General features: G+C 60.1%; 24 protein-coding genes. 18 read left to right on the top strand and 6 right to left on the bottom strand.

Going from position 1 to position 25775, the window contains the following annotated elements:
* The first annotated feature begins 134 nt into the window (after window positions 1-134).
* From PseAD21_RS18675 to PseAD21_RS18715, 9 genes are all read left to right on the top strand, one after another.
* Window positions 135-866 carry a response regulator gene (locus PseAD21_RS18675; protein WP_025112821.1) on the top strand — a complete coding sequence of 244 codons (732 nt, stop codon included), beginning with the start codon at window positions 135-137 and terminating at the stop codon, window positions 864-866.
* On the top strand, window positions 856-2325 hold the full coding sequence (locus PseAD21_RS18680) for an ATP-binding protein (RefSeq protein WP_102356962.1): 1470 nt from the start codon (window positions 856-858) through the stop codon (window positions 2323-2325). Before PseAD21_RS18675 ends, PseAD21_RS18680 begins: the two co-directional genes overlap by 11 nt.
* A 295-nt stretch (window positions 2326-2620) precedes the next feature.
* Entirely contained in the window at window positions 2621-3880 is a 1260-nt protein-coding gene (locus tag PseAD21_RS18685; protein ID WP_102356963.1) for an AGE family epimerase/isomerase, read from the top strand.
* Between the two features lie 118 nt (window positions 3881-3998).
* The gene (locus PseAD21_RS18690) at window positions 3999-5300 is read left to right on the top strand and encodes an ABC transporter substrate-binding protein (RefSeq protein ID WP_090285552.1); all 1302 of its coding nucleotides are present in this window, start codon (window positions 3999-4001) and stop codon (window positions 5298-5300) included.
* Window positions 5301-5437: 137 nt separating this feature from the next.
* The gene (locus tag PseAD21_RS18695) at window positions 5438-6346 is read left to right on the top strand and encodes a carbohydrate ABC transporter permease (RefSeq protein WP_007917874.1); all 909 of its coding nucleotides are present in this window, start codon (window positions 5438-5440) and stop codon (window positions 6344-6346) included.
* Window positions 6339-7184: a carbohydrate ABC transporter permease gene (locus PseAD21_RS18700; RefSeq protein WP_102356964.1), complete on the top strand. Its 846-nt coding sequence runs from the start codon at window positions 6339-6341 to the stop codon at window positions 7182-7184. Before PseAD21_RS18695 ends, PseAD21_RS18700 begins: the two co-directional genes overlap by 8 nt.
* A 2-nt stretch (window positions 7185-7186) precedes the next feature.
* A complete protein-coding gene (locus tag PseAD21_RS18705) occupies window positions 7187-8347 on the top strand; it encodes an ABC transporter ATP-binding protein (RefSeq protein WP_102356965.1) in 1161 nt (386 codons plus the stop codon).
* A gap of 227 nt (window positions 8348-8574) precedes the next feature.
* Window positions 8575-9924, top strand: a complete 1350-nt coding sequence (locus PseAD21_RS18710) for a carbohydrate porin (RefSeq protein WP_102356966.1) — start codon at window positions 8575-8577, stop codon at window positions 9922-9924.
* Window positions 9925-10199: 275 nt separating this feature from the next.
* Window positions 10200-11054 (top strand): D-hexose-6-phosphate mutarotase, encoded by an 855-nt coding sequence (locus PseAD21_RS18715; RefSeq protein ID WP_102356967.1) that lies wholly within the window; start codon window positions 10200-10202, stop codon window positions 11052-11054.
* Between the two features lie 41 nt (window positions 11055-11095).
* Here PseAD21_RS18715 and PseAD21_RS18720 read toward each other — a convergent pair whose 3' ends face one another.
* Window positions 11096-11956, bottom strand: coding sequence for a MurR/RpiR family transcriptional regulator (locus tag PseAD21_RS18720; protein ID WP_169842436.1), 861 nt, complete (start codon window positions 11954-11956; stop codon window positions 11096-11098).
* 226 nt (window positions 11957-12182) lie between these two features.
* On the opposite strand from PseAD21_RS18720, the gene zwf reads away from it, so the two are divergent.
* The 4 genes from zwf (at window position 12183) to PseAD21_RS18740 (ending at window position 15948) form a co-directional block, all read left to right on the top strand.
* Window positions 12183-13649: a glucose-6-phosphate dehydrogenase gene (zwf, locus tag PseAD21_RS18725; RefSeq protein WP_102356968.1), complete on the top strand. Its 1467-nt coding sequence runs from the start codon at window positions 12183-12185 to the stop codon at window positions 13647-13649.
* Complete coding sequence (gene pgl / locus PseAD21_RS18730; protein ID WP_102356969.1) at window positions 13636-14349, top strand: 6-phosphogluconolactonase; 714 nt, start codon at window positions 13636-13638, stop codon at window positions 14347-14349. Before zwf ends, pgl begins: the two co-directional genes overlap by 14 nt.
* Before the next feature lie 17 nt (window positions 14350-14366).
* Entirely contained in the window at window positions 14367-15032 is a 666-nt protein-coding gene (locus PseAD21_RS18735) for a bifunctional 4-hydroxy-2-oxoglutarate aldolase/2-dehydro-3-deoxy-phosphogluconate aldolase (protein WP_007969324.1), read from the top strand.
* 190 nt (window positions 15033-15222) lie between these two features.
* Window positions 15223-15948 carry an intradiol ring-cleavage dioxygenase gene (locus tag PseAD21_RS18740; RefSeq protein WP_102356970.1) on the top strand — a complete coding sequence of 242 codons (726 nt, stop codon included), beginning with the start codon at window positions 15223-15225 and terminating at the stop codon, window positions 15946-15948.
* Window positions 15949-15953: 5 nt separating this feature from the next.
* Here PseAD21_RS18740 and PseAD21_RS18745 read toward each other — a convergent pair whose 3' ends face one another.
* Together PseAD21_RS18745 and PseAD21_RS18750 are read right to left on the bottom strand one after the other, a co-directional pair.
* Window positions 15954-17135 carry an aminotransferase class V-fold PLP-dependent enzyme gene (locus tag PseAD21_RS18745; protein ID WP_102356971.1) on the bottom strand — a complete coding sequence of 394 codons (1182 nt, stop codon included), beginning with the start codon at window positions 17133-17135 and terminating at the stop codon, window positions 15954-15956.
* Window positions 17136-17165: 30 nt separating this feature from the next.
* The gene (locus PseAD21_RS18750) at window positions 17166-17402 is read right to left on the bottom strand and encodes a DUF3820 family protein (RefSeq protein ID WP_025112833.1); all 237 of its coding nucleotides are present in this window, start codon (window positions 17400-17402) and stop codon (window positions 17166-17168) included.
* Between the two features lie 206 nt (window positions 17403-17608).
* Here PseAD21_RS18750 and PseAD21_RS18755 point away from each other — a divergent pair, with 206 nt between their 5' ends.
* Window positions 17609-18076: a PA2169 family four-helix-bundle protein gene (locus PseAD21_RS18755; protein WP_102356972.1), complete on the top strand. Its 468-nt coding sequence runs from the start codon at window positions 17609-17611 to the stop codon at window positions 18074-18076.
* A 129-nt stretch (window positions 18077-18205) separates the two neighbouring features.
* On the opposite strand, the gene PseAD21_RS18760 is transcribed toward PseAD21_RS18755, so the two are convergent.
* Both PseAD21_RS18760 and PseAD21_RS18765 read right to left on the bottom strand, forming a co-directional pair.
* A complete protein-coding gene (locus PseAD21_RS18760) occupies window positions 18206-18676 on the bottom strand; it encodes a MaoC family dehydratase (protein ID WP_003227420.1) in 471 nt (156 codons plus the stop codon).
* A 43-nt stretch (window positions 18677-18719) separates the two neighbouring features.
* Window positions 18720-19664: an alpha/beta hydrolase gene (locus PseAD21_RS18765; protein WP_102356973.1), complete on the bottom strand. Its 945-nt coding sequence runs from the start codon at window positions 19662-19664 to the stop codon at window positions 18720-18722.
* Window positions 19665-19905: 241 nt separating this feature from the next.
* Here PseAD21_RS18765 and fadD2 point away from each other — a divergent pair, with 241 nt between their 5' ends.
* Both fadD2 and fadD1 read left to right on the top strand, forming a co-directional pair.
* Window positions 19906-21594 (top strand): long-chain-fatty-acid--CoA ligase FadD2, encoded by a 1689-nt coding sequence (gene fadD2, locus PseAD21_RS18770; RefSeq protein ID WP_102356974.1) that lies wholly within the window; start codon window positions 19906-19908, stop codon window positions 21592-21594.
* Between the two features lie 368 nt (window positions 21595-21962).
* Window positions 21963-23660 (top strand): long-chain-fatty-acid--CoA ligase FadD1, encoded by a 1698-nt coding sequence (gene fadD1, locus PseAD21_RS18775; RefSeq protein WP_102356975.1) that lies wholly within the window; start codon window positions 21963-21965, stop codon window positions 23658-23660.
* 235 nt (window positions 23661-23895) lie between these two features.
* Here fadD1 and PseAD21_RS18780 read toward each other — a convergent pair whose 3' ends face one another.
* Window positions 23896-24273, bottom strand: coding sequence for a hypothetical protein (locus PseAD21_RS18780; RefSeq protein ID WP_007969330.1), 378 nt, complete (start codon window positions 24271-24273; stop codon window positions 23896-23898).
* 197 nt (window positions 24274-24470) lie between these two features.
* Here PseAD21_RS18780 and PseAD21_RS18785 point away from each other — a divergent pair, with 197 nt between their 5' ends.
* Window positions 24471-24662, top strand: coding sequence for a CsbD family protein (locus tag PseAD21_RS18785; protein WP_027612573.1), 192 nt, complete (start codon window positions 24471-24473; stop codon window positions 24660-24662).
* Window positions 24663-24824: 162 nt separating this feature from the next.
* Complete coding sequence (locus PseAD21_RS18790; protein ID WP_102356976.1) at window positions 24825-25775, top strand: YihY/virulence factor BrkB family protein; 951 nt, start codon at window positions 24825-24827, stop codon at window positions 25773-25775.

A 25775-nucleotide genomic window follows, 5' to 3' on the forward strand; every position in this document is an offset into this window, starting at 1 on the left:
GTGGGAATGCAGCCCGTGACGCTCCGCGTCACTGGACGCGGAGCGTCCCCAGAGGCGTTCCCACGCAGAGCGTGGGAACGATCGGTTCATCAGGCATAATCCGCCCCAATTCCAACAACAAGGATGCCTTCGAAGTGAGCTCAGTCAACAAGTCGATATTGTTGGTCGATGACGACCAGGAAATACGCGAGTTGCTGGAAACCTACCTGACCCGTGCCGGGTTTCAGGTGCGGGCCACGGCCGATGGCGCCAGTTTCCGTCAGGCACTCAACGAGGCGCCCAGTGATCTGGTGATCCTCGATGTGATGCTGCCCGACGAGGACGGCTTCAGCCTGTGCCGCTGGGTGCGTCAGCATCCGCGTCAGGCGCAGGTGCCAATCATCATGCTCACCGCCAGTTCCGACGAGGCCGACCGGGTGATCGGTCTGGAGCTCGGCGCTGACGATTACCTCGGAAAACCCTTCAGCCCTCGTGAACTGCAAGCGCGGATCAAGGCGTTGCTGCGTCGTGCGCAGTTCGGCCAGGAGCGCAGTGGCAGTGAAGTGCTGGCCTTCGACGAGTGGCGGCTGGACATGGTCAGCCATCGGCTGTTCCACACCGACGGCGAGGAAGTGATTCTCTCCGGCGCCGACTTCGCGTTGCTGAAGTTGTTTCTTGATCACCCGCAGGAAATCCTCGACCGCGACACCATCGGCAACGCCACCCGTGGCCGTGACCTGATGCCGCTCGATCGCATTGTCGACATGGCCGTCAGTCGCCTGCGCCAGCGTCTGCGCGACACGGAAAAACCGCCGCGCCTGATCCGCACCGTGCGCGGCAGCGGCTACCAACTGGCAGCCAATGTGGTTGCCGGCAATGGTCACTGAGTCGCTGCGCCGGCTCGCCAGCAAAGTGCCGGTGCCGCGTTCGCTGCTCGGGCGGATGCTCCTGCTGACCCTGTTGGCGGTGCTGTTTGCGCAGACCTTGTCGAGCGTGATCTGGGTTTCGCAACTGCGCGCGACCCAGCTCGAAGGCCTGGTCACCAGCGCCCGCAGCCTCGCCCATTCGATGACCGCCAGCGTCAGCTATTTCCGTTCGCTGCCAGTGGCGTATCGGCCGCTGGTGCTCGACCAGTTGCGCAGCATGGGCGGCACCCGTTTCGTGGTGACGCTCAATGACAAACCGCTGGGCATGGACGTGTTGCCGGTGACCCCGCGCAAGGCCGCAGTGATGCAAGCGGTGGACGAAGTGCTGCGCCAGTCGCTGGGCCATGATGCTGATATCTCGGTGACCTTCGTCAGCCCCGAAGACCTGCGAATTTTCAACGCCGGACTCAAGCTCGATGAGCTGCCACGCTCCTGGGCGCATTACGCGCTGACCCTGGAACCGGTGAACCCGCCGGTGCTGGTCACCCAGATTCAAATGGCCCCGGGCGAGTGGCTGTACATCGCGTCGTTGCTGCCCGAGCCCTACACCAGTCTCGAAGAACAAGGCCTGCCGGCGCAGCAGGTGTGGTTCATCGTCCTCACCAGCGGCTTTTTGCTGTTGTTCATCGGTCTGCTGGTGCACTGGCAGAGCCGGCCACTCAAGCGCCTGGCGCGGGCGGCGCGGGACCTGTCGCTGGGGGCCGACGTCGAACCGGTGGCCGAGGGCGGCGGCAGTGAAGTGGTGGAAGTGGGCCGTGCGTTCAACACCATGCGCGAGCGCATCAGCCGTTACCTGACCGAACGCAGCCAGTTGTTCAGCGCGATTTCCCATGACCTGCGCACGCCGATCACCCGCCTGCGCTTGCGCGTCGAGCTGCTGGAAGACGAGCAACTGCAAGCCAAGTTCGGCCGTGATCTGGATGAGCTGGAGTTGCTGGTGAAGGGGGCACTGCAGTGCGTGAAAGACACCGACATCCACGAGAACATCGAGCCAGTGGATCTCAACCATGTGCTCGATTGTCTGGTGGAGCCGTACCTGGCGCCCAATGGAAATGGCCGCGTGACCCAGCAAGGCAAGGCACTGGCGGCGTATCCGGGTAAGCCCCTGGCGTTGAAACGCTGCATCGGCAACCTGATCGATAACGCGTTGAAGTACGGGCAGAACGCACATCTGCACATCGATGACGATGAGCGCGCGTTTGTCCTGCACGTCGACGATGAAGGCCCGGGTGTGCCGGAGCAGCGGCTGGAACAGGTGTTCGAGCCACACTTTCGGTTGGCGGGGCAGCAGCAGGGTTATGGGCTTGGGTTGGGCATCGCGCGCAATATTGCCCACAGCCATGGTGGGGAGGTGACGTTGCAGAATCTGCGTGAGGGTGGGTTGCGGGTGACCCTGCAATTGCCGCGTTCGGTGGATTGAATCCAAAGCTTTCCCTCACCCTAGCCCTCTCCCGGGGGGAGAGGGGACTGACCGAGGTGTATTTGGCTATCCGCCGACCTGATGCATTGAGTCGATTATGGATTCGGTACAGCACTTTCAGGTCGGCGCAACTCTTCAGCATCCTGCGGTCGGCCCCCTCTACCTCCGGGAGAGGGCTGGGGTGAGGGTGGCTCTTTTGTCACGGATCAGTGACAAAGCCCGCCCCCTTCGTTACAAGCCCACCCCGGCCCGTTGTTTAGACTCCCCGCAGTCATAACAACAAAAAAGGCCACCCATGGATCTTTTGCTCCCAGGCTTCAGCAGTTGGCTGAATGCCCCAGCCCACCAGCAATGGCTCGCCGACGAAGGTCTGCGCCTGCTGGCATTCGCCAGGAATTCCAGACTGCCCGAAGGTTTCGGCAACCTCGACGAGCGCGGCCGTTTGCCGGCGCACGCGCAAGCCGAAACCATGAACACCGCGCGCATGACCCACAGCTTCGCCATGGCCCATATTCAGGGCCTGCCGGGGTTCGCTGAACTGGTCGATCACGGCATCGCCGCCTTGCGCGGGCCGTTGCGTGATGCACTGCATGGCGGCTGGTTTGCGGTCGCCGAACACCGCGATGGCAACACCGGCAAGAACGCCTATCTGCATGCCTTCGTGGCGCTCGCGGCCAGCTCTGCGGTGGTCGCGCAACGCCCCGGCGCCCAGGCGTTGCTGGATGACGCCATCGACATCATCGACACTTATTTCTGGAGCGAAGAAGAGGGCGCCATGCGCGAATTCTTCAATCGCGACTGGCACGAAGAAGAAGCCTATCGCGGCGCCAACAGCAACATGCACGCCACCGAAGCGTTTCTCGCGCTGGCCGATGTCACCGAAGACCCGCGCTGGCTGGTGCGTGCGCAACGCATCGTCGAGCGGGTGATTCACGGTCACGCCGCGGCCAACGGTTACATGGTCATCGAACACTTTGACCACGACTGGCAACCGCTGTGCGAGTACAACCACGACAACCCGGCCGACGGTTTCCGCCCTTACGGCACCACCCCTGGACACGGTTTCGAGTGGGCGCGGCTGTTGCTGCACCTCGAAGCGGCGCGGGTTCAGGCCGGCATGCTCACGCCCGGCTGGCTGGCGACCGATGCGCAAAAACTCTTCGAGCAGAATTGCCGTCACGGCTGGGACGTCGATGGCGCGCCGGGGATTGTCTACACCCTCGACTGGGATAACAAAGCCGTAGTCCGCCATCGCTTGCACTGGACCCATGCCGAGGCCAGCGCCGCTGCCAGCGCCTTGCTCAAACGTACTGGCGATGAGCAATACGAAACCTGGTACCGGCGGTTCTGGGAGTTCTGCGAAAACCATTTCATCGATCGCTGCGATGGCAGTTGGCATCATGAACTCAGTCCGCAAAACCGTCCGAGTGCCGATATCTGGCCGGGCAAACCCGATCTCTACCACGCGTGGCAGGCGGTGCTGATTCCTCGTCTACCCTTGTCACCGAGTATGGCGACGGCTCTGGCGCAATTGTCCCGGACTGTTCCTGTGTAACCATGTGGTGACATTTGCGCATCCCTTCGTTACCTGCGAAGGGAATCGCCCTGTTTAAACTCCTGTGCAGCGCAAGCACCAGACTTGCATGCATAACAACAAGAAAGGTACATCTCAGATGAATGCGATTTCTCGCCTCGCTACTGTCATTTCTGTCGCCTCCCTGTTCCCGCTCGCAATTCTGCCTCTCAGTGTTTCCGCTGCCGAATCCAAAGGTTCGGTCGAAGTCGTGCACTGGTGGACGTCCGGTGGCGAAAAAGCCGCTGTTGATGTGCTCAAGGCCCAAGTCGAAAAAGACGGTTTCACCTGGAAAGACGGCGCTGTCGCCGGCGGTGGCGGTGCCACGGCCATGACCGTGCTGAAAAGCCGCGCAGTCGCCGGCAACCCGCCTGGCGTTGCTCAGATCAAAGGCCCGGACATCCAGGAATGGGCGTCCACCGGTCTGCTCGACACCGACGTGCTGAAAGACGTCGCCAAGTCGGAAAAGTGGGACAGCCTGCTCGACAAGAAAGTCTCCGATACCGTGAAGTACGACGGTGATTACGTGGCCGTGCCGGTGAACATTCACCGCGTGAACTGGCTGTGGATCAACCCGGAAGTCTTCAAGAAAGCCGGCATCACCAAGAACCCGACCACCCTCGAAGAATTCTACGCCGCCGGCGACAAGCTGAAAGCTGCGGGCTTCATCCCGCTGGCCCACGGCGGTCAGCCTTGGCAGGACAGCACCGTGTTCGAAGCCGTGGTGCTGTCGGTCATGGGTGTTGATGGCTACAAGAAAGCCTTGGTCGATCTGGACAACAAGGCGCTGACCGGTCCGGAAATGGTCAAGGCGCTGACCGAGCTGAAGAAAGTCGCGACCTACATGGACGCCGACGGCAAAGGCCAGGACTGGAACCTGGAAGCGGCCAAGGTCATCAACGGCAAGGCCGGCATGCAGATCATGGGTGACTGGGCCAAGTCCGAATGGACCGCGGCCAAGAAAGTCGCCGGCAAGGACTACGAGTGCGTAGCGTTCCCGGGCACCGACAAGGCGTTCACCTACAACATCGACTCCCTTGCTGTGTTCAAGCAGAAGGACGCGGGCACCGCGGCCGGTCAGCAGGACATCGCCAAAGTGGTGCTGGGTGAAAACTTCCAGAAAGTCTTCAGCATCAACAAAGGCTCGATCCCGGTTCGCAACGACATGTTGAACAACATGGACAAGCTCGGCTTCGATTCCTGCGCCCAGACTGCTGCCAAGGACTTCCTGGCAGACGCCAAGTCCGGTGGCCTGCAACCGAGCATGGCGCACAACATGGCGACCACGCTGGCGGTGCAGGGCGCGTTCTTTGATGTCGTGACCAACTACATCAACGACCCGAAAGCCGACCCGGCCGATGCTGCGAAGAAACTCGGCGCAGCGGTGCAGTCAGCCAAGTAATCCTTGGCCCCTGTAGGAGTGAGCCTGCTCGCGATAGCAGTTTGTCAGGTAACAGATTCATCAACTGACACACCACAATCGCGAGCAGGCTCACTCCTACAAGGGAATGCCCTGTCATCTTTATTCTGGATTTTCCCATGAGTTCTGTTGCTGTGTTCAGCAAGGCCTCGCCGTTCGATGCACTGCAGCGCTGGCTACCGAAACTGGTGCTGGCGCCGAGCATGTTCATCGTGCTGGTGGGCTTCTATGGCTACATCCTGTGGACGTTCGTGCTGTCGTTCACCACCTCGACCTTCCTGCCGAACTACAAGTGGGCGGGTCTGGCGCAATACGCACGGCTGTTCGACAACGACCGCTGGTGGGTCGCGAGCAAGAACCTCGCGGTGTTCGGTGGCATGTTCATCGGTATCACCCTGGTGATCGGCGTGCTGCTGGCGGTGTTCCTCGACCAGCGCATCCGTCGCGAAGGCTTTATCCGCACCATTTACCTGTACCCGATGGCGCTCTCGATGATCGTCACCGGTACCGCGTGGAAATGGCTGCTCAACCCGGGCATGGGCCTGGACAAATTGTTGCGTGACTGGGGCTGGGAAGGCTTCCGTCTGGACTGGCTGATCGACCCTGATCGCGTGGTCTATTGCCTGGTGATCGCCGCGGTTTGGCAAGCCTCGGGCTTCATCATGGCGATGTTCCTCGCCGGCCTGCGTGGCGTTGATCAATCGATCATCCGTGCCGCACAGATCGATGGCGCGAGCATGCCGACCATCTACTGGAAAGTGGTGCTGCCAAGCCTGCGCCCGGTGTTCTTCAGTGCGGTGATGATTCTGGCCCACATTGCGATCAAGAGCTTCGACCTCGTCGCGGCGATGACCGCCGGTGGCCCGGGTTATTCCTCCGACCTGCCGGCGATGTTCATGTACTCCTTTACCTTCAGTCGCGGCCAGATGGGCATGGGCTCGGCCAGCGCGATTCTGATGCTCGGTGCGATCCTCGCGATCATCGTGCCTTACCTGTACTCCGAGCTGAGGACCAAGCGTAATGACTAGTCTCGCTGCCAAACCCGCCTTCAGCCTGAGCCGCGTGGCGATCTACGCGGTGCTGATCCTCGCGGTATTGCTCTACCTGATCCCGCTGGTGGTGATGCTGTTGACCAGCTTCAAGACCCCGGAAGACATCAGCACTGGCAACCTGCTGAGCTGGCCGACCGTGGTCAGCGGCATCGGCTGGGTCAAGGCCTGGGCCACGGTTGACGGTTACTTCTGGAACTCGATCAAGATCACCGTGCCGGCCGTGGCCATCTCCACCGCCATCGGTGCGTTGAACGGTTACGTGCTGTCGTTCTGGCGTTTCCGCGGTTCGCAGCTGTTCTTCGGTCTGCTGCTGTTCGGCTGCTTCCTGCCGTTCCAGACCGTGTTGCTGCCGGCCTCGTTCACCCTTGGCAAGATGGGCCTGGCAAGCACCACCACCGGCCTGGTGTTTGTCCACGTGGTTTACGGTCTGGCGTTTACTACGCTGTTCTTCCGTAACTACTACGTGAGCATTCCTGATGCACTGGTGAAAGCTGCACGTCTGGATGGCGCGGGTTTCTTCACGATCTTCCGTCGCATCATTCTGCCGATGTCGACGCCGATCATCATGGTCTGCCTGATCTGGCAGTTCACCCAGATCTGGAACGACTTCCTGTTCGGTGTGGTGTTCTCCAGCGGTGATTCGCAGCCGATCACGGTGGCGCTGAACAACCTGGTCAACACCAGCACCGGCGCCAAGGAATACAACGTTGATATGGCAGCGGCGATGATCGCCGGCCTGCCGACCCTGCTGGTCTATGTGGTCGCAGGCAAGTATTTCGTGCGCGGGCTGACGGCCGGCGCAGTCAAGGGGTAATCATGGCAACGCTCGAACTTCGCAACGTCAACAAGACCTACGGTGCCGGCCTGCCGGACACCCTGAAGAACATCGAACTGTCGATCAAGGAAGGCGAATTCCTGATCCTCGTCGGCCCGTCTGGCTGCGGCAAATCGACCTTGATGAACTGCATCGCCGGTCTGGAAACCATCACCGGCGGCGCGATCATGATCGGTGATCAGGACGTCAGCGGCATGAGCCCGAAGGATCGTGACATCGCCATGGTGTTCCAGTCCTACGCGCTGTACCCGACCATGAGCGTGCGCGAGAACATCGAATTCGGCCTGAAGATTCGCAAGATGCCTCAGGCGGCGATCGACGAAGAAGTCGCACGCGTCGCCAAGCTGCTGCAGATCGAACACCTGCTGAACCGCAAGCCGGGTCAGCTCTCCGGTGGTCAGCAACAGCGTGTGGCGATGGGCCGTGCCTTGGCGCGGCGGCCGAAGATCTATCTGTTCGACGAACCGCTGTCCAACCTCGACGCCAAGCTGCGCGTCGAGATGCGCACCGAAATGAAACTGATGCACCAGCGTCTGAAAACCACCACCGTTTACGTGACCCACGACCAGATCGAAGCGATGACCCTGGGCGACAAAGTGGCGGTGATGAAGGACGGCATTATCCAGCAGTTCGGCACGCCGAAAGAGATCTACAACGACCCGGCCAACCTGTTTGTGGCGAGCTTCATCGGTTCGCCGCCGATGAACTTCATTCCGCTGCGCCTGCAACGCAAGGACGGCCGTTTGCTGGCGCTGCTCGACAGCGGCCAGGCGCGTTGCGAGCTGCCGATGAGCATGCAGGACGCCGGTCTTGAAGATCGCGAAGTGATCCTCGGCCTGCGCCCGGAACAGATTGTTCTGGCGAACGGCGAGGGCAATGGCTTGCCGAGCATCAAGGCCGAAGTGCAGGTTACCGAGCCGACCGGTCCGGACACCCTGGTGTTCGTCAACCTGAATGAAACCAAGGTCTGCTGCCGTCTGGCACCGGACGTGGCACCGCAGGTGGGCGAGACCCTGACACTGCAGTTCGATCCGTCGAAAGTGTTGTTGTTTGATGCCAAGACTGGCGAGCGTCTGGGCGTTGCGGGCCAGGCGCAAACCGAAGCGCGGTCGGCGAACGTCGCGCAATTCAAAGGCCGCTGAAGATCAAATGTGGGAGCGGGCTTTTGTGGCGAGGGGATTTATCCCCGATGGTCTGCGCAGCAGACCCGGCTTTTGGGGCCGCTTCGCAGCCCATCGGGGATGAATCCCCTCGCCACAGGGCTCACTCCTACAAAGGAGCACGCCGTGGATTGCCTGTAATCCATCGCAATTTATGTAAACCGCGTTAGATAAAAACAGTTAATAACAATAAAGACGAGGATGTAGGGATGAAAAAGAAACACGTCAATGCCCGGTTGATCTGCCAAGTGTCAGCTGCGGCGGCATTGGTGCTGGCCGGCAATGCAATGGCTGCCGATGCATTCAGCTCCGATTCGAAATGGATGACCGGCGACTGGGGTGGCGAGCGTACCAAGCTGATCGAGCAAGGTATCGACATCAAGGCTGATTACGTCGGGGAAATGGGCGCCAACCTGCATGGTGGCTACAACGACGACAAGACCGGTCGCTACAGCGATCAGTTCGGTCTGGGTGTGGCGCTGGACCTGCAAAAACTTTGGGGCTGGGACAACACCCAGGCCAAGATTCAGCTGACCAACCGTAACGGTCAAAACATCTCCAACGACCGCGTTGGCGATCCGCGTGCCGGCACCTTGTCGTCGTCGCAGGAAGTCTACGGTCGTGGCCACATGGTGCGTCTGACCCAGTTGTGGATACAGCACCAGTTCTTCGACAACAAGCTCGACGTGAAGGCCGGTTACTTCGGTGAAGGCGAAGACTTCAACACCTTCCCGTGCGAATTCCAGAACCTGGCGTTCTGCGGCTCGCAAGTGGGTAACTGGGCGACCAACATCTGGTACAACTGGCCCGTCAGCCAGGCCGCGATCCGCGTGAAGTACAACATCAACGACGAGCTCTACGCGCAAATCGGTGCGTACAACCAGAACCCGTCGCAGCTGGAACACGGCAACGGTTTCAAACTCAGCGGCAGCGGCACCAAAGGTACGGTTCTTCCCGTCGAGCTGGTCTGGTCGCCGAAGGTCAACAGCCTGCCGGGCGAATACCGCATCGGTTACTACAAGAGCACGGCTGACGCCAACGACGTACGTGAAGACGTCAACGGTTTCGACGCGGCTACCACCGGCGACGCCTACAAGACTCACAGTAGCAAACACGGCTACTGGTTTGTCGCGCAACAGCAACTCCCCAGCCACAACGGTGATGCTACCCGTGGTCTGAACATTGCCGCCAACGCGACCTTCCACGACAAGGACACCAACTTCATCGACAACTACCAGTCGGTGATGTTTGTCTACAAAGGCCCGTTCGACGCACGTCCGAAGGATGACGTCGGCATTGGCGCGGCGCGTATCCACGTCAACGATGACGTGAAGAAAAACGCCGAGCTGCTGAATGCTTCCAACGGTGTCTCGGACTACGACAACCCGGTGTTCTCGCCAATTCGTGACACTGAATACAACTACGAGATCAACTACGGCTTCCACGTCACCAACTGGCTGACGGTGCGTCCTAACCTGCAGTACATCACTCACCCGGGCGGTGTTGATGCAGTGGACAACGCATTGGTCGCGGGCCTGAAAATTCAGTCGGTGTTCTAACGCTGTTGCGATAAGCTCCTCTCTATGTGCGCATATTTGCGGACAGCCAAGGCTGTCCGCTTTTTTTTGCGACACAGGTCTGTGGCGAGGGGGTTTATCCCCGATGGGTTGCGAAGCGACCCCAAACCTGCAACCGTTTTCCCCCTGACATACCGTATGCAATTGGTTCAGGGCCGCTTCGCGCCCCATCGGGGATAAATCCCCTCGCCACAGTGTTCACTCTCACTGGGCACAAAGGTAATTGAGTACCCCCATGATTTTCAGGACCGTGGCCAATGCATGAGCATCCGCTGCAACGCTTCTTCAAATCCCTGCGCGAACAACCGGTGTTCGCCTGGGAGCGCTATCAGATGCGCGATGTGCTGGTGATCGATCATCCGCTGTGTCAGGCGGTGTTCAGTCGTCAGGGTGCGCAGTTGCTGCACTTTCAGCCGCGTGGGCAGAAACCGTGGTTGTGGTGTGCGGCGAAGTGGCCGCACGTTGGCGCCATTCGCGGTGGCGTGCCGGTGTGCTGGCCGTGGTATGGCCGTCATCCGAGCGAAAACGCGTGGCCTTCCCATGGCTGGGCGCGACTGCTCGACTGGAAACTGATCGACAGCAGCAGTGCCGACGACGGCGTGCGCCTGCATTGGCAGTTGCAGCTGTGCGACTGGCAGGCGGACCTGCACGCGCATCTGGGCGAACGCATGGAATTGCGCCTGAGCACCGAGCATCAGGACGACATGCCGTGCCAGTTGAGCCAGGCTTTGCATGCTTACTGGCGTATTGGCGACGTCGGTGAGATAGCGCTGTCTGGGCTCGAAGGCGCGCAAGGTTATGACCAGTTGAGCCGCCAGTCCTGCCAGCAGGAAGGTGAGTTGCGTGTCGATGGCGGTTGTCAGCGGGTGTTCCAGCATGACGGCGAATTGCAGCTGAAAGATCACGCCTGGCAGCGCGAGCTGTGCATTGATACGGGCGACAGCGCCGACACGGTCGTCTGGCACCCGGGTGCGCGGCCGTTGCTGGGGGTGAGCTGGGATGAGGTGACGGAGTTTGTCTGTGTTGAAGCCGCGGCGGGCGGCACTGACAGCCTGCATCTGGCGCCCGGGGAGAAGGCGCATTTGAGTTTGCAGGCGTGGGCGGCGGCTTGATCGTTCCCACGCAGAGCGTGGGAACGATCAGCCGTCAGAGATCAATTGAACTCGTCACCCACCGGATACCGGCTGGCATTCAAACTCTCTTTGATCTTGCGCAGATGCGGCTGGAAATCCACCCCGCGACGCAAGGTCATGCCGGTCGCCAGCACATCAAGCACGGTCAACTGAATGATCCGCGAGGTCATCGGCATATAGATGTCGGTGTCTTCCGGCAACGGGATGTTCAAGCTCAAGGTGCTGGCCTTGGCCAGCGGCGAGTTCTCGGCAGTCAGGCCCAGCACTGAAGCGCCGTTCTCCCGGGCAATGCGCGCCACTTCCACCAGTTCACGCGTACGCCCGGTGTAGGAAATGATCACGAACAACTCACCGGTGTGCGCCACCGAAGCAATCATCCGCTGCATCAGCACATCGGCATGTGCGGTGACCGCCAGGTTGAAGCGGAAGAACTTGTGCTGTGCATCCAGCGCCACCGGCGCCGAAGCGCCGAGGCCGAAGAAGTGGATCTGCCGTGCCTGAATCAACAGGTCGACGGCACGACTGATCAGGTTCGGGTCCAGCGCCTGGCAAGCGCTGTCCAGCGAGGCGATGGCGCTGCCGAAGATCTTCTGCGTGTAGGCCTCTGGATTGTCATCGGCCTCCACCGCGCGGCTGACATACGCTGCGCCACTGGCCAGGCTCTGCGCCAGTTGCAGCTTGAGTTCAGGGTAGCCGCTGACACCGAACGAACGGCAGAAACGGTTGACCGTCGGCTCGCTCACCGACGCCGCCTGGGCGAGGGCGGCGATGCTGAAGCGGGTGGCCTGCTGCGGGTTGAGCAGGATCACCTCGGCGACTTTGCGTTCGGCCTTGTTCAGCTCTTCAAGGCGACTCTGGATCTGTTCCAGTAAATTTCGCACGCGGTCCATATGGAATTCCTAATTCACCTGCGCAAAGTTGCGCCGGGCTATGCAAATTGGGCCTTTGATGTGGCCCGTGACGGTGGCCTATCCTACTGATGGCTCCGACCGACCACCACTCGGAATCTGTATTTTGCGAAAATGTTGTGGTTATTACTACATTTTCCCTTGAGTGATGCCTTGAAAAAAGGTATTTGTAGCTTAACTTGATAAAAGAACAAACATCATGCCTTCGATTACGGTTGAACCGTGCACCTTTGCCTTGTTCGGCGCTCTCGGCGATCTGGCCTTGCGCAAGCTGTTTCCTGCCCTTTATCACCTCGATGGCGCTGACCTGTTGCACGAGGACACGCGCATCATCGCACTGGCCCGTGAAGACGGCACCGAGCAGCAGCACCTGGCATTCATCGCCGCCGAATTGCGCCGTTACGTCGGCAAAGAACTGGACGAGGCCGTGGCCGAGCGCTTTCTGGCGCGTCTGAGCTACCTGCATGTCGACTTCCTCAAGGCTGAAGATTACGTGGCGCTGGCCGAACTGGCTGGCAGCACTCAACGCATGATTGCCTACTTCGCCACCCCGGCGGCGGTGTACGGCGCGATCTGCGAGAACCTGGCGAAAGTCGGTCTGGCAGAAAATACCCGCGTGGTCCTGGAAAAACCGATCGGCTCCGATCTGGAGTCCTCGCGCAAAGTGAACGACGCCGTGGCGCAGTTCTTCCCGGAGAACCGCACCTACCGCATCGACCACTACCTGGGCAAAGAGACCGTCCAGAACCTGATCGCCCTGCGTTTCGCCAACAGCCTGTTCGAAACCCAGTGGAACCAGAATTACATCTCCCACGTGGAAATCACCGTGGCCGAGAAGGTCGGCATCGAAGGCCGTTGGGGCTACTTCGACAAGGCCGGCCAACTGCGCGACATGATCCAGAACCACCTGCTGCAGCTGCTGTGCCTGATCGCCATGGACCCGCCGGCCGACCTGTCTGCCGACAGCATCCGTGACGAAAAGGTAAAAGTGCTCAAGGCGCTGGCGCCGATCAGCCCGGAAGGCCTGACCACGCAAGTGGTGCGCGGTCAGTACATCGCCGGTCACAGCGAAGGCAAGTCCGTACCGGGCTACCTGGAAGAACCGAACTCCAACACTCAGAGCGACACCGAAACCTTCGTTGCCCTGCGTGCCGACATCCGCAACTGGCGCTGGGCCGGCGTGCCGTTCTATCTGCGTACCGGCAAGCGCATGCCGCAGAAACTGTCGCAGATCGTCATCCACTTCAAGGAACCGTCGCACTACATTTTTGCGCCGGAACAACGCCTGCAGATCAGCAACAAACTGATCATCCGTCTGCAACCGGACGAAGGCATTTCCTTGCGCGTGATGACCAAGGAGCAGGGCCTGGACAAGGGCATGCAACTGCGCAGCGGTCCGCTGCAACTGAATTTCTCCGACACCTGGCGCAGCGCGCGGATCCCCGACGCCTACGAGCGGTTGTTACTGGAAGTGATGAACGGCAATCAGAACCTGTTTGTCCGTAAAGATGAAATCGAAGCCGCGTGGAAATGGTGTGACCAGTTGATCGCCGGGTGGAAAAAGTCCGGTGACGCGCCCAAGCCGTATGCGGCCGGGTCGTGGGGGCCGATGAGCTCGATTGCACTGATCACGCGGGACGGGAGGTCGTGGTATGGCGATATCTGATGTGAAACTGCCGGCGGGCGTGAATGCCCACCCGTTCAAGAGTCCGGTGCTGTTGGCCGAAGGCCTGGCGCTGAACGTCGCCAAGCAACTGAATGAAGCCATTGGCGCTCGCGGCAACGCGGTGCTGGTGGTCTCCGGTGGTCGCAGCCCGGTGGCGTTTTTCCAGCACCTGGCCAAGCAGGAACTGGACTGGTCGAAGGTCGTCGTGACCCTCGCCGACGAGCGCTGGGTACCGGTCGAACACGCCGACAGCAACGCCGGCCTGCTCAAGCAGTATCTGCTCAAAGGGCCGGCCGCCAAGGCGCAGTTCCTCAGCCTCTATAGCGCGGCGGCCAACGTCGAGCAGGCTGCGGAACAAGCCGACCGCTTGCTCGCCGAATTGCCGCCGATTGACGTGCTGGTGCTGGGCATGGGCGATGACGGTCACACCGCGTCGCTGTTCCCCGACAGCCCGAACCTCGCCGAAGCCTTGCAGGCCGATGGCACGCGCCGTTGCTGGCCGATGCTGGCGCCAAGTGTGCCGCGTCAACGCCTGACCATGGGCCGCGCGCTGCTGGCTTCGGCGAGGCACAAGATTCTGTCGATTTCGGGTCAATCGAAACTGACCACCCTGAATGCCGCACTGGCATCCGACGACGTCGCGGCCATGCCGGTTCGCGCGTTTCTGCAACCTACGTTAGAGATTTACTGGTGCCCATGAGCCAAGGAACAGCCGCTATGACAACCCCATCCCCGACCGTTTCCATGGCGGACAAAGTTGCCCTGATCGACAGCCTCTGCGCCAAGGCGCGGATCCTGCCGGTGATCACCATCGCCCGTGAACAGGACGTGTTGCCGCTGGCCGACGCCCTGGCGGCCGGTGGCCTGACCGCGCTGGAAGTGACCCTGCGTTCGCAGTTCGGTCTCAAGGCGATCCAGATCCTGCGCGAGCAGCGTCCGGAGCTGGTGACCGGTGCCGGCACCGTGCTCGATCGTAATATGCTCGCGGCGGCCGAAGCGGCCGGTTCGCAATTCATCGTCACCCCGGGCATCACCCGTGACCTGCTCGAAGCCAGCGTCGACAGCCCGATCCCGCTGTTGCCAGGCATCAGCAACGCCTCCGGCATCATGGAAGGCTATGGCCTGGGTTATCGCCGCTTCAAGCTGTTCCCCGCTGAAGTCAGCGGCGGCGTGGCAGCGATCAAGGCCCTCGGCGGCCCGTTCGGCGAAGTTAAATTCTGCCCGACCGGCGGCGTCGGCCCGGCCAACATCAAGAGCTACATGGCGCTGAAAAACGTCATGTGCGTGGGCGGTAGCTGGATGCTCGATCCTGAGTGGATCAAGAACGGCGACTGGGCGCGCATTCAGGAATGCACCGCCGAGGCCCTGGCGCTGCTGGACTGATGCTGCTGGATTGAAAGTTTTTACCTGACACTTCGTTGTGTGTTCTACGGCTTTACGGTGCGCTTGGTCGGTGCACCGTTTTTTTTTGCCCGGAAAAAGTCACGAGAAATGGCGCGATACATAGTTACCGCACCGAAGGCCTTGTGCGCCGTTAATCTGCGTTCATCTTATGGAAAAGAGAGAACGTGTCATGGAACGAGATACTGCAGCCTCATCGCCGCAACCGATCTATCAGTTGGCTCCCGAGCAAATCGCCGGGCCGTACTTCCGCAATCCCAAACTGCTGCGCCGCAACATCAGCGAAGGTGCCGAAGGATTGCCCTTGCTGCTGCGCCTGAGCATCGTCGACGCCATGACCGGCGAGCCGGTGAGCGGAGCGCTGGTCGATATCTGGCACTGTAATGCGCGGGGCGCTTACTCGGGGTGGAGCCGGATCAATCCGGATCTTGAAGTCGACACCGATGCCATCGGCTCGATCCCGCGTACCGACGATGACACCTACCTGCGCGGCAGCCAGTTCTGCGATCACCAGGGACGGGCGCGTTTCACCACGATTTATCCGGGCTTCTACGCCGGTCGTGCACTGCACATTCACGTCGCGGTGCGCATCGTGGCCGGTAGTAAATATCTCGAGGAGCGCAACGTTGCCTGGGTCGGCCAGCTGTATTTCCCCGAAGTGGTCTCCCGCTCGGTGCTCAACGCCCGGGATTATCGCGGGCGGGCTTCGTCACCCTTGAACAATGCCGAAGACAGCTATTACGCGAACAGTGGGGGCGAAGGCTCGACCCTGACCGTGTGGCCGATTGGCCGTGACTCTCACGAGGATGGCTTTTTCGGGCACATGACCATCGGCATCGACACCTTCGCCGCCTCATCGCAGATCAAGCCCGAGGACTTCGACAAGTACACCGTGTGAGCGGATCAGCGCAGCTCGTTGAGGGCGCGGGTCAGCGTCTGCATGTCGGCAGCGGTGGTGGTCAGCCCCGGAGTGATGCGGATGCTCGGTCCGCTCGCCGCACCGTTGCGCACCACAGTGAACAGGTTGTGCTCGTTGAGCAGTCGCTCGACCATCGCCTGTTGATCGGTGTGGCGGGTGAAGCGCATCGAGGTGATGCCGCAATACAGGCGCGGATCGTCCGGGGTCATCACTTCGATTCCCGGCAGGTGCCGCACCGCGCTGACCCACAGGTTGCGCAGGTAATTGAGTCGCGCGCCTTTGGCCGCTGCGCCGCCGAGCGAACGGTGCTCCTCGAGCGCCAGCGGCAGGGACATCAGTGCCGGAATGTTTGGCGTGCTGTACGGCGTGCGCGCGCGGATGTCGCTGACCGGAAAGTGCATTTCACCCATGTCCGGGTCAATGTCGGCAAGGCGCTGCGGGGCGATGTACAGAAAGCCCAGGGTCAATGGCGCGCCAATCCACTTGTGCAGGTTGAACCCGGCGAACGCGATGCCCAGTGCTTCCAGGTTGAGGTCGATCTGGCCGAGGGCGTGAGCACCATCGAGGATGATGTCTACGCCATATTGTTTCGCCAGCGCAGCGATGGCCTGCACTGGCATTACCAGCCCGGTGCGGTGGGTGACATGGGTCAGGGCCATCAGCTTGAGTTTCGGATAGCGGATGAAGGTTTCGCGGTAAGTGTCCAGCAGGCTGTCGTAACTGGCCGGATGGTTGTGATTGACTTCGATCACGTCCACGCCGCGATGCCGTGCCAGCCAGCGCATGGCGCCTTTGACCGTGTCGTATTCGAGGTCGCAGATCAACACCTGGTCGCCTGGTTGCAGGCGGTTGTAATTGCGGATCAGCGACTGCAGCGCATCACTGGCATTGCGGGTGAAGGCCACGCTTTGCGCGCGCACGCCTATCGTCTCGGCCAGTTGTGCGCGGATATCGAGGCTGTCGTGCTGTTCGAAACGCTGGCGCACATACACCGAGTTGCTCGTGTTGATCAGCTCGATGTTGCGCTGGTAGTCCTCGATCACCGTGCGCGACATGCGTCCGAAATAACCGTTCTCCAGGTTCAGCGGGCCGGTTTGCGCTTCATAGCGGTCGGCGAAGGTCTGCCAGAACGCTTCGTCACGGGCACGGCGGGGGTTGTCAGGCATGGTCGACTCGGCTCAAGGGAAGAGGGCGCTTCAGTGGCGCGGGGCAGGTTTGCCGTGTTTGGCGCGTAGCGGTTCGAGCAGGTCCGACAGACCGTTATGGTCGATTTCGTGCATCAGCGCCAGCAGCCCGCCGAGTTCGCCGTGGGGGAAACCTTCGCGGGCAAACCAGTTCAGATAGGGCCCCGGCAGGTCGGCAATGATCCGGCCCTTGTACTTGCCGAAGGGCATTTCACGGGTGATCAGCAGTTCGAGTTTTTCAGGATTCATCAGCGACAATCATCTGGATTCGAAACACTCTGGAAAATACAGGCATTCTGCATGCAGGCCAAATGACAGATCATGCAAATAACCGTGATACAGAGGCTTCATTTATTTTTAAGTATTTGATAAATAACGAAAATAAATTTATGTAAAAGCTGGCATACACACTGCAATAACCCTTGCATCTTCAACCAACTGCAAGGAATTGAAAAATGACTGACATGAACAAAGAAGCCATCTCTGTACTCAACGACCTGATCGAAACCAGCAAGGACGGCCAGGAAGGGTTCAAGACTTGCGCCGAAGACATCAAGCACCCGGAACTCAAGGCGCTGTTCACCAAGCGCTCAGCCGATTGCGCCACCGCGGCAGCCGAACTGCAGGTCACCGTGCGTTCGATGGGCGGTGATCCGGAAACCTCTACCAGCGTCAGCGGTGATTTGCACCGTCGCTGGGTCGACGTCAAAGCCATGTTCACCGGCAAGGACGAAGAAGCCGTGCTCAACGAAGCCGAGCGCGGTGAAGACCACGCCCTGAAGGCTTATCGTGAAGCCATCGAGAAAATCAACAAGCACAACCTGGTCGGTATTCGTGATCTGGTTGAACGCCAATACCACGGCGTGCAACGCAATCACGATCAGGTGAAAGCCCTGCGTAACCAGGCTCGCGCCCGTTCGTAAAGCCACGCTGGAAAAACTGTGGGAGCGGGCCTGCTCGCGAAAGCGGTGTGTCATGCAACGATTATGTTGCTGACACGACCCCTTCGCGAGCAAGCCTGCTCTCACATTTGTTTTTTGTGTACCTGAAGATCAGCCGATGCTGATCGCCGGCAGCGTCGGCAAGGTCACGGTCTGCTGTTTACGCGGTGCCAGAATCTCGGCCTCGCCATCCACTACCAATTCATCACGCTGGTTGAACACGCGAGTGGCGATGCGCACGCGGAACTTCGGCAGCTTCTCGAGAATTTCCAGGCGCACGGTCAGGGTGTCGCCGATCTTTACCGGCTTCTGAAAGCTCATCTGCTGGCCGATGTAGATGGTGCCCGGCCCTGGCAGCTCGCACGCAACGGCAGCGCTGATCAGTGCGCCGCTGAACATGCCGTGGGCGATGCGTTCCTTGAACATGCTGGCAGCGGCGAACTCGGCGTCTAGGTGCACCGGGTTGTGGTCGCCCGACATCGCGGCGAACAGCTGAATGTCGCGCTCTTCGACGGTCTTGCTGTAGCTGGCGGTCTGGCCGACTTCGAGGGCTTCGTAAGGGATGTTGGTAACCTGGGTCATCGGTCTTGATTCCTGTGACGGATTAAAGTGAATCCACAAAAAATTATTCGCTGCGGTGAGGGCGACGATGGCTCAACGCCTGGTCGATCCAGGTCAGCACATCGGCGATCACTTCGTCGCGATTGGTTTCATTGAACAATTCGTGCCGCGCCTGCGGGTAGATCTTCAGTTGCAGGTTCTGGCTGCCAGCCGTGCGCAACGCATCGGCCAGATCTGTCAGACGCTTGCCTTCGCTCACCGGATCACATTCACCGCCGATCACCAGCAGCGGCAGGCCCGGGTCGATCTGGGCGAGATTGGACGCTTTGCTGATCTGCTGCAAGCCACCGAGCAGATCGATCCACAGTTGATTGGTGCAGCGAAAGCCGCACAACGGGTCGTTGGCATACAGATCGACCTCGACCGGGTCGCGGCTCAGCCAGTCGAACGGCGTGCGTGCCGGTTTGAATTTCTTGTTGAACGAGCCGAACGACAGCCACGCGATCAGCGCGCTGCGCCCTCTGGCGCCCTGACGCAGCTTCTCGAGACGAGCGATCTGCCGCGCCGCGCCATAGAGCGCCACCGGCTGGAAATTCGAACCGCTGAGAATCGCCCCGTGCAGACTGGCGCTGTGATGCAGCAGGTAGCCCTGGGCGAGGTAGCTGCCCATGCTGTGCCCGAGCAGGATGATCGGCACGTCGGGATGCTGCTGGCCGATGTGCTGATTGAGGCTGGCCAGATCGCCGATCACCTTGCACCAGCCATCGTCATCGGCGAAATGCCCGAGTGTGCCGTTTTCGGCCGTCCTGCCATGGCCGCGCAGGTCCGGGGCGTAGACACCGTAGCCTTGTGCGCAAAACGCTTCAGCCAGCCGCTCGTAGCGTGCGCTGTGCTCGGCCATGCCGTGGGCCAGCAGGATCACCGCTTTCAATGGCGCGGCCGGGAGCCACTGGTTGACGAAGAGGCGGCTGCGGTCACTCGCGTCGAGCCAGAAGGCGTGGTGGATCATGGCAATTCCTTTTTATCGAGCGGTAACGGCCCGCAGTCGTAGCATTGTATAGCGCGTCCGATCAGCTCACGCCACGGCGGGAAGATTCATACGATCAATGTCGCCATCGCCCATATTTGCCTCAAAGGTCATAACTGCTAGTGTCCGTGAAGCTCCGCTTTTTGCTTTGTGCTTTCAAGGGATAACAGCAAAAGGACAGAAAGCGGCTCCCGGATCGATTCAGGTAAAGAGGACAAGAACAATGCAACCTGATTTCTGGAATGACAAACGCCCCGCTGGCGTACCGCTGGACATCGACATGGGCGAGTTCAAGTCGGTGATCGAGGTGTTTGAGCGTTCCTGCAAGAAGTTCGCGGACCGTCCAGCCTTCAGCAACATGGGCGTGACCCTGACCTACGCTGAGCTGGAGCGCTACAGCGCAGCGTTTGCCGGTTACTTGCAAGCCCACACCGATCTGGTGCCGGGAGATCGCATCGCGGTGCAGATGCCCAATGTGCTGCAGTATCCGATTGCCGTGTTTGGCGCCTTGCGCGCCGGGCTGATCGTGGTCAACACCAACCCGCTGTACACCGCGCGCGAGATGCGCCACCAGTTCAAGGACTCCGGTGCCCGGGCGCTGGTGTACCTGAACATGTTCGGGCAGAAGGTCCAGGAAGTGCTGCCCGACACTGACCTGCAATACCTGATCGAAGCGAAGATGGGCGACCTGATGCCCACCGCCAAGGGCTGGCTGATCAACACCGTGGTCAGCAAAGTGAAGAAAATGGTCCCGGCGTATTCGTTGCCGCAAGCAATCTCGTTCAAGAGTGCGCTGCGGCTGGGGCGCGGGCTGGGCATCAAACCGCTGAAAGTCGGCCTCGACGACATCGCCGTGTTGCAATACACCGGCGGCACCACCGGCCTCGCCAAAGGAGCCATGCTGACCCACGGCAACCTCGTGGCGAACATGCAGCAAGTGCGCGCATGCCTGGCGCAGTTGGGGCCTGACGGCCAGCCATTGTTGCGCGAAGGGCAGGAGGTGATGGTGGCGCCGCTGCCGCTGTACCACATCTATGCCTTCACCGCGAACTGCATGTGCATGATGGTCTCCGGCAACCACAACGTACTGATCACCAACCCGCGGGACATCGCAGGCTTCATCAAGGAGCTGAAGAACTGGCGCTTCTCGGCGTTGCTCGGGCTCAACACCCTGTTCGTCGCGCTGATGGATCACCCGGACTTCAAGGCCCTGGATTTCTCCAGCCTCAAGCTGACCAACTCTGGCGGTACCGCGCTGGTCAAGGCTACCGCCGAGCGCTGGGAGCAGATCACCGGTTGCCGCATCACCGAAGGTTACGGCCTGACCGAAACCTCGCCGGTGGCGTGCACCAACCCGTATGGCGACAAGTCGCGCCTGGGCACGGTCGGCCTGCCGGTGCCGGGCACGCTGCTGAAAGTCATCGATGACGAGGGTGTCGAGCAGCCGCTGGGCGAACGTGGTGAGTTGTGCATCAAGGGCCCGCAGATCATGAAAGGCTACTGGCACCAACCCGAAGCCACCGCCGAAGTACTGGATGCCGAGGGCTGGTTCAAGTCCGGTGACATTGCAGTGATCGACCCGGATGGCTTTGTGCGCATCGTCGACCGCAAGAAGGACATGATCATCGTCTCCGGCTTCAACGTGTACCCCAACGAGATCGAAGACGTGGTGATGGCCCACCCGAAAGTCGCCAACTGCGCGGTAATCGGTGTGCCGGACGAGCGTTCGGGCGAGGCGGTGAAGCTGTTTGTGGTTGCACGGGAAACCGGGGTCAGCCTCGAAGAGCTCAAGGCCTACTGCAAAGAGAATTTCACCGCTTACAAAGTGCCGAAACACATCGTGCTGCGTGAGTCGTTGCCGATGACGCCGGTCGGGAAGATTCTGCGCAGGGAGTTGCGCGATATCGCGTAGCCCTTAATTGCTGCGCTTCGCGCATTCGTCGGAACGCCGCCCGGAGCAGGCTCGCTCCCACAGGTATAGATGTAGTCCCTGTTGGAGCGAGCCTGCTCGCGAATTTTTGTTTGATGACCCCGAAAACCGGGGCTTTCAGGGATGTCTAGGATTTTTGCTCTAAAATGACTGTTAGAAAGTCTTGAGTCATCAAAGTGACTGTGGAGGCCGCTTTTGGCTCTAGTCGGCCCTCGGCAAAGCTGCTACTCTCGGCGCGCTTTGTGACTTCTCGGCCTATCTGAAAGCCAGATTCACCAATACAAAACACACACCAATAATAATCGCATCAAATGCGGTGAAGAATTCGCGTTGCTGAGGAGTGGGCTTCCATGATCGAAGACTTTTGGAAGGATAAATACCCGGCTGGAATTGCTGCCGACATCAATCCAGACGAGTACCCGAATATTCAGGCAGTGTTGAAGCAATCTTGCCAACGCTTCGCCAACAAACCGGCTTTCAGCAACCTGGGCAAGACAATCACCTACGGTGAACTGTACGAATTGTCCGGCGCGTTTGCTGCGTATCTGCAACAGCATACCGACTTGCAGCCCGGTGATCGAATCGCCGTGCAACTGCCCAATGTTCTGCAGTACCCGGTCGCCGTTTTCGGTGCGATCCGCGCCGGGCTGATCGTGGTCAACACCAACCCGCTGTACACCGCGCGGGAAATGGAACACCAATTCAACGACTCCGGCGCAAAAGCCCTGGTTTGCCTGGCCAACATGGCGCACCTGGCGGAAACCGTGGTGCCGAAAACCGGCGTCAAACACGTCATCGTCACCGAAGTCGCCGACCTGCTGCCGCCGGTCAAACGCCTGTTGATCAACAGCGTGATCAAGTACGTGAAGAAGATGGTGCCGGCCTATCACTTGCCTAAAGCCGTCAAGTTCAACGACGTGCTGAGCAAGGGCCAGGGCCAGCCTGTGGCCGAAGCCAATCCGCACAGCAGCGATGTCGCGGTGCTGCAATACACCGGCGGCACCACCGGCGTGGCCAAGGGCGCGATGCTCACCCATCGCAACCTCGTCGCCAACATGCTGCAGTGCAAGGCACTCATGGGCTCCAACCTCAATGAAGGTTGCGAGATCCTGATCACGCCGCTGCCGCTGTACCACATCTATGCGTTCACCTTTCATTGCATGGCGATGATGCTGATCGGCAACCACAACATCCTGATCAGCAACCCGCGCGACCTGCCGGCGATGGTCAAGGAGCTGTCGAAGTGGAAGTTCAGCGGCTTTGTCGGCCTGAACACGCTGTTCGTGGCGCTGTGCAACAACGAAGGCTTCCGCAAGCTGGATTTCTCCAACCTGAAAGTCACCCTGTCCGGCGGCATGGCCCTGCAACTGGCCGCAGCCGAGCGTTGGAAAGCGGTGACCGGCTGCTCGATTTGCGAAGGTTACGGCATGACCGAAACCAGTCCGGTGGCCACGGTCAACCCGATCCAGCACATCCAGATCGGCACCATCGGCATTCCAGTGCCGTCGACCCTGTGCAAAGTCATCGACGATGCTGGTGTCGAGCAGCCGCTGGGCGAGATCGGCGAGCTGTGCATCAAAGGCCCGCAAGTGATGAAAGGTTACTGGCAGCGTCAGGAAGCCACCGATGAAATGCTCGACAGCGAAGGCTGGCTGAAGACCGGTGATATCGCGCTGATCCAGCCCGATGGCTACATGCGCATTGTCGATCGCAAGAAAGACATGATTCTGGTCTCCGGTTTCAACGTTTATCCGAACGAGCTGGAAGACGTGCTGGCGACGCTGCCGGGCGTGTTGCAGTGCGCCGCCATCGGCGTGCCGGACGAGAAGTCGGGAGAGGCGATCAAGATTTTCATCGTTGCCAGGCCGGGTGTGACCCTGACCAAGGAAACCGTGATGGAGCACATGCGCGCCAACGTCACCGGCTACAAGGTCCCGCGTTCGGTCGAGTTCCGCGACGCGCTGCCGACCACCAACGTCGGCAAGATCCTGCGCCGCGAGTTGCGTGACGAAGAGCTGAAGAAGATCAAGGCCAAGTCCGCCGCCTAAACCAAAAAGCCCCGCAGATGCGGGGCTTTTTGTTGGTGCGGAGCATGGCTTGGGTTAAGCGTTGAACCTGCCCCTCACCCCAGCCCTCTCCCGAAGGAGAGGGGGCCGATCGCGTGCAGTTCAAAACCTGAGTTCGACTCGATATCCCATGTCGGCGTACCTCGCCCAAACACCTCGGTCAGTTCCCTCTCCCTTGGGAGAGGGTTAGGGTGAGGGGAAGGGAGCGGCACTGATCCTACTGACGGAACGGCGCGAAATTCACGTTGGTCCCCGCCGGACGCATGTCCTGCAGGTACGAATCCTTGTCCGCGCTCAATTCCAGACTCAACGCGGCCTTGCGCTTGCCTTCGTTGCGAATCACCAGGCCTTCGAGTTTTTCCCGCAGGAACACCGTCGGCACTTTCAGGTGCAGCAGCTCGTCGGTGGCCGGGGTGTGCATCAGCAGGTGAATCCACTCGTACTGACCGACGGCCAGGCGCGTCACTGGCAGGTCGAACCACCAGATGTTGCGGTTGCGGTTCAGTTCGGCGAAGTGGCAGTTGTTGGTGCCGAGCACAGCACCGCCCAGTTCCTGGTTACGACGGGCAATGGCCTGCTTTTTATCGAGTTTCATAACATTCCTGCGGGATCTGATCGTTGGCGCACGGCGCCCATAGGTGCGCATTCTCGGGGCTTGAGGGGCAAACATAAAGCCCAACCTGCGTTGCACGACGAAATGAAGGGCGAAAAATAAATGAAACTCGTGGCAAACCCGCCCAGTCAATCATTACGTACTGACTTTTCCCCTTCAATGCACCAAGGAGAAACACCATGAGTAGCACAGGCGATAAAGTAAAAGGCATGGCCAACGAAGCGGTCGGCAACGTCAAGCAAGGCGTCGGTAAAGCCACCGACAACACCAAGCTGCAAGCCGAAGGCAAGCTGCAAGAGAAAAAAGGCGAGGCCCAGCAAGCTGTCGGCAAAGCCAAGGACGCCATCAAAAAAGGTGTCGACAAGGCGTAATCGAGCCTTGAACGAAACACCGGAACGGCCATCCAAGGATGGCCGTTTTTGTGTCAAAACCCGACGGTCATCCACGAAGGTCGCCAAGTAGGCTACCGTGATGTAAAAAACGGCCCCTGAGTCGCCACGACTTCAACCTGTTTGCGGCGAAAGGAGACGCGAATGATTTTTCCGGACATGAAAGGTCTGCCCTTGCACCGGGTGATGGTGCGCACGGTCACTGAATTCATCGACGACGAGATGTCCACCTACGCCTCGGCGCTGGCCTACCAGATGCTGTTCTCGCTGTTCCCGTTCATTCTGTTCCTGATTGCCCTGATCGGTTTCCTGCACCTGCCGGACTTCTTCACCTGGCTGCGTCTGCAATCGGAACTGGTGCTGCCGCCGCAGGCGCTGGACCAGGTCAACCCGGTGATCGATCAGTTGCAGCAGTCCAAGGGCGGCTTGCTCTCGTTCGGTATCGTCATCGCCCTGTACACCGCCTCTGCCGGTGTGCGCCTGATGATGAGCGCGATGAACGCCGCTTATGATGTGGTCGAAGGCCGGCCGATCTGGAAGCGCTTTCCACTGTCGATTTTCTACACCGTCGGCATCGCCGGCATGCTGCTGGCCGCCGCCGCGCTGATGGTGCTCGGGCCGCAGGTGATGGGCTGGATTGCCGCGCAGGTGGGTCTGGAAGACTTCATTGTCACGGTGTGGACGATTGCGCGCTGGCCGGTGATCGTGATTCTGATGATGGTTGCCGTGGCGCTGATCTACTACGTGATGCCTGACGTCAAACAGGAATTCCGCTTCATCACCCCGGGCTCGGTGCTGGCCGTGGTGGTGTGGATCATCGCCTCGTTGGGCTTTGCGTTCTACGTCAAAACCTTCGCCAACTACAACGCGATGTATGGCAGCATCGGGGCGATCATCGTGCTGCTGCTGTATTTCTATATTTCCTCGGCGGTGCTGCTGCTCGGGGCCGAGATGAATGCGGTGATCGAACACATGTCCAGCGAGGGCAAGGAGTCGGGCGAGAAAGTCCCGGGCGAACTCGATGAACACCCCAAACAACATGTCTCGGGCCTGGGGCGCGACCACTCGCTCAAGCCGGACACTGACGAAGCCTGA

Origin of the sequence: Pseudomonas sp. AD21 (assembly GCF_002878485.1) — a bacterium.
In the GTDB taxonomy this organism is placed as follows: Bacteria; Pseudomonadota; Gammaproteobacteria; order Pseudomonadales; family Pseudomonadaceae; genus Aquipseudomonas.

Bases quoted from the DNA above. Each gene is read 5' to 3' on its own strand.
- PseAD21_RS18680 (WP_102356962.1), top strand. From the start codon at position 856: ATGGTCACTGAGTCGCTGCGCCGGCTCGCCAGCAAAGTGCCGGTGCCG.
- PseAD21_RS18685 (WP_102356963.1), top strand. From the start codon at position 2,621: ATGGATCTTTTGCTCCCAGGCTTCAGCAGTTGGCTGAATGCCCCAGCC.
- PseAD21_RS18690 (WP_090285552.1), top strand. From the start codon at position 3,999: ATGAATGCGATTTCTCGCCTCGCTACTGTCATTTCTGTCGCCTCCCTG.
- PseAD21_RS18695 (WP_007917874.1), top strand. From the start codon at position 5,438: ATGAGTTCTGTTGCTGTGTTCAGCAAGGCCTCGCCGTTCGATGCACTG.
- PseAD21_RS18700 (WP_102356964.1), top strand. From the start codon at position 6,339: ATGACTAGTCTCGCTGCCAAACCCGCCTTCAGCCTGAGCCGCGTGGCG.
- PseAD21_RS18705 (WP_102356965.1), top strand. From the start codon at position 7,187: ATGGCAACGCTCGAACTTCGCAACGTCAACAAGACCTACGGTGCCGGC.
- PseAD21_RS18710 (WP_102356966.1), top strand. From the start codon at position 8,575: ATGAAAAAGAAACACGTCAATGCCCGGTTGATCTGCCAAGTGTCAGCT.
- PseAD21_RS18715 (WP_102356967.1), top strand. From the start codon at position 10,200: ATGCATGAGCATCCGCTGCAACGCTTCTTCAAATCCCTGCGCGAACAA.
- zwf (WP_102356968.1), top strand. From the start codon at position 12,183: ATGCCTTCGATTACGGTTGAACCGTGCACCTTTGCCTTGTTCGGCGCT.
- pgl (WP_102356969.1), top strand. From the start codon at position 13,636: ATGGCGATATCTGATGTGAAACTGCCGGCGGGCGTGAATGCCCACCCG.
- PseAD21_RS18735 (WP_007969324.1), top strand. From the start codon at position 14,367: ATGACAACCCCATCCCCGACCGTTTCCATGGCGGACAAAGTTGCCCTG.
- PseAD21_RS18740 (WP_102356970.1), top strand. From the start codon at position 15,223: ATGGAACGAGATACTGCAGCCTCATCGCCGCAACCGATCTATCAGTTG.
- PseAD21_RS18745 (WP_102356971.1), bottom strand. From the start codon at position 17,135: ATGCCTGACAACCCCCGCCGTGCCCGTGACGAAGCGTTCTGGCAGACC.
- PseAD21_RS18750 (WP_025112833.1), bottom strand. From the start codon at position 17,402: ATGAATCCTGAAAAACTCGAACTGCTGATCACCCGTGAAATGCCCTTC.
- PseAD21_RS18755 (WP_102356972.1), top strand. From the start codon at position 17,609: ATGACTGACATGAACAAAGAAGCCATCTCTGTACTCAACGACCTGATC.
- PseAD21_RS18760 (WP_003227420.1), bottom strand. From the start codon at position 18,676: ATGACCCAGGTTACCAACATCCCTTACGAAGCCCTCGAAGTCGGCCAG.
- PseAD21_RS18765 (WP_102356973.1), bottom strand. From the start codon at position 19,664: ATGATCCACCACGCCTTCTGGCTCGACGCGAGTGACCGCAGCCGCCTC.
- fadD2 (WP_102356974.1), top strand. From the start codon at position 19,906: ATGCAACCTGATTTCTGGAATGACAAACGCCCCGCTGGCGTACCGCTG.
- fadD1 (WP_102356975.1), top strand. From the start codon at position 21,963: ATGATCGAAGACTTTTGGAAGGATAAATACCCGGCTGGAATTGCTGCC.
- PseAD21_RS18780 (WP_007969330.1), bottom strand. From the start codon at position 24,273: ATGAAACTCGATAAAAAGCAGGCCATTGCCCGTCGTAACCAGGAACTG.
- PseAD21_RS18785 (WP_027612573.1), top strand. From the start codon at position 24,471: ATGAGTAGCACAGGCGATAAAGTAAAAGGCATGGCCAACGAAGCGGTC.
- PseAD21_RS18790 (WP_102356976.1), top strand. From the start codon at position 24,825: ATGATTTTTCCGGACATGAAAGGTCTGCCCTTGCACCGGGTGATGGTG.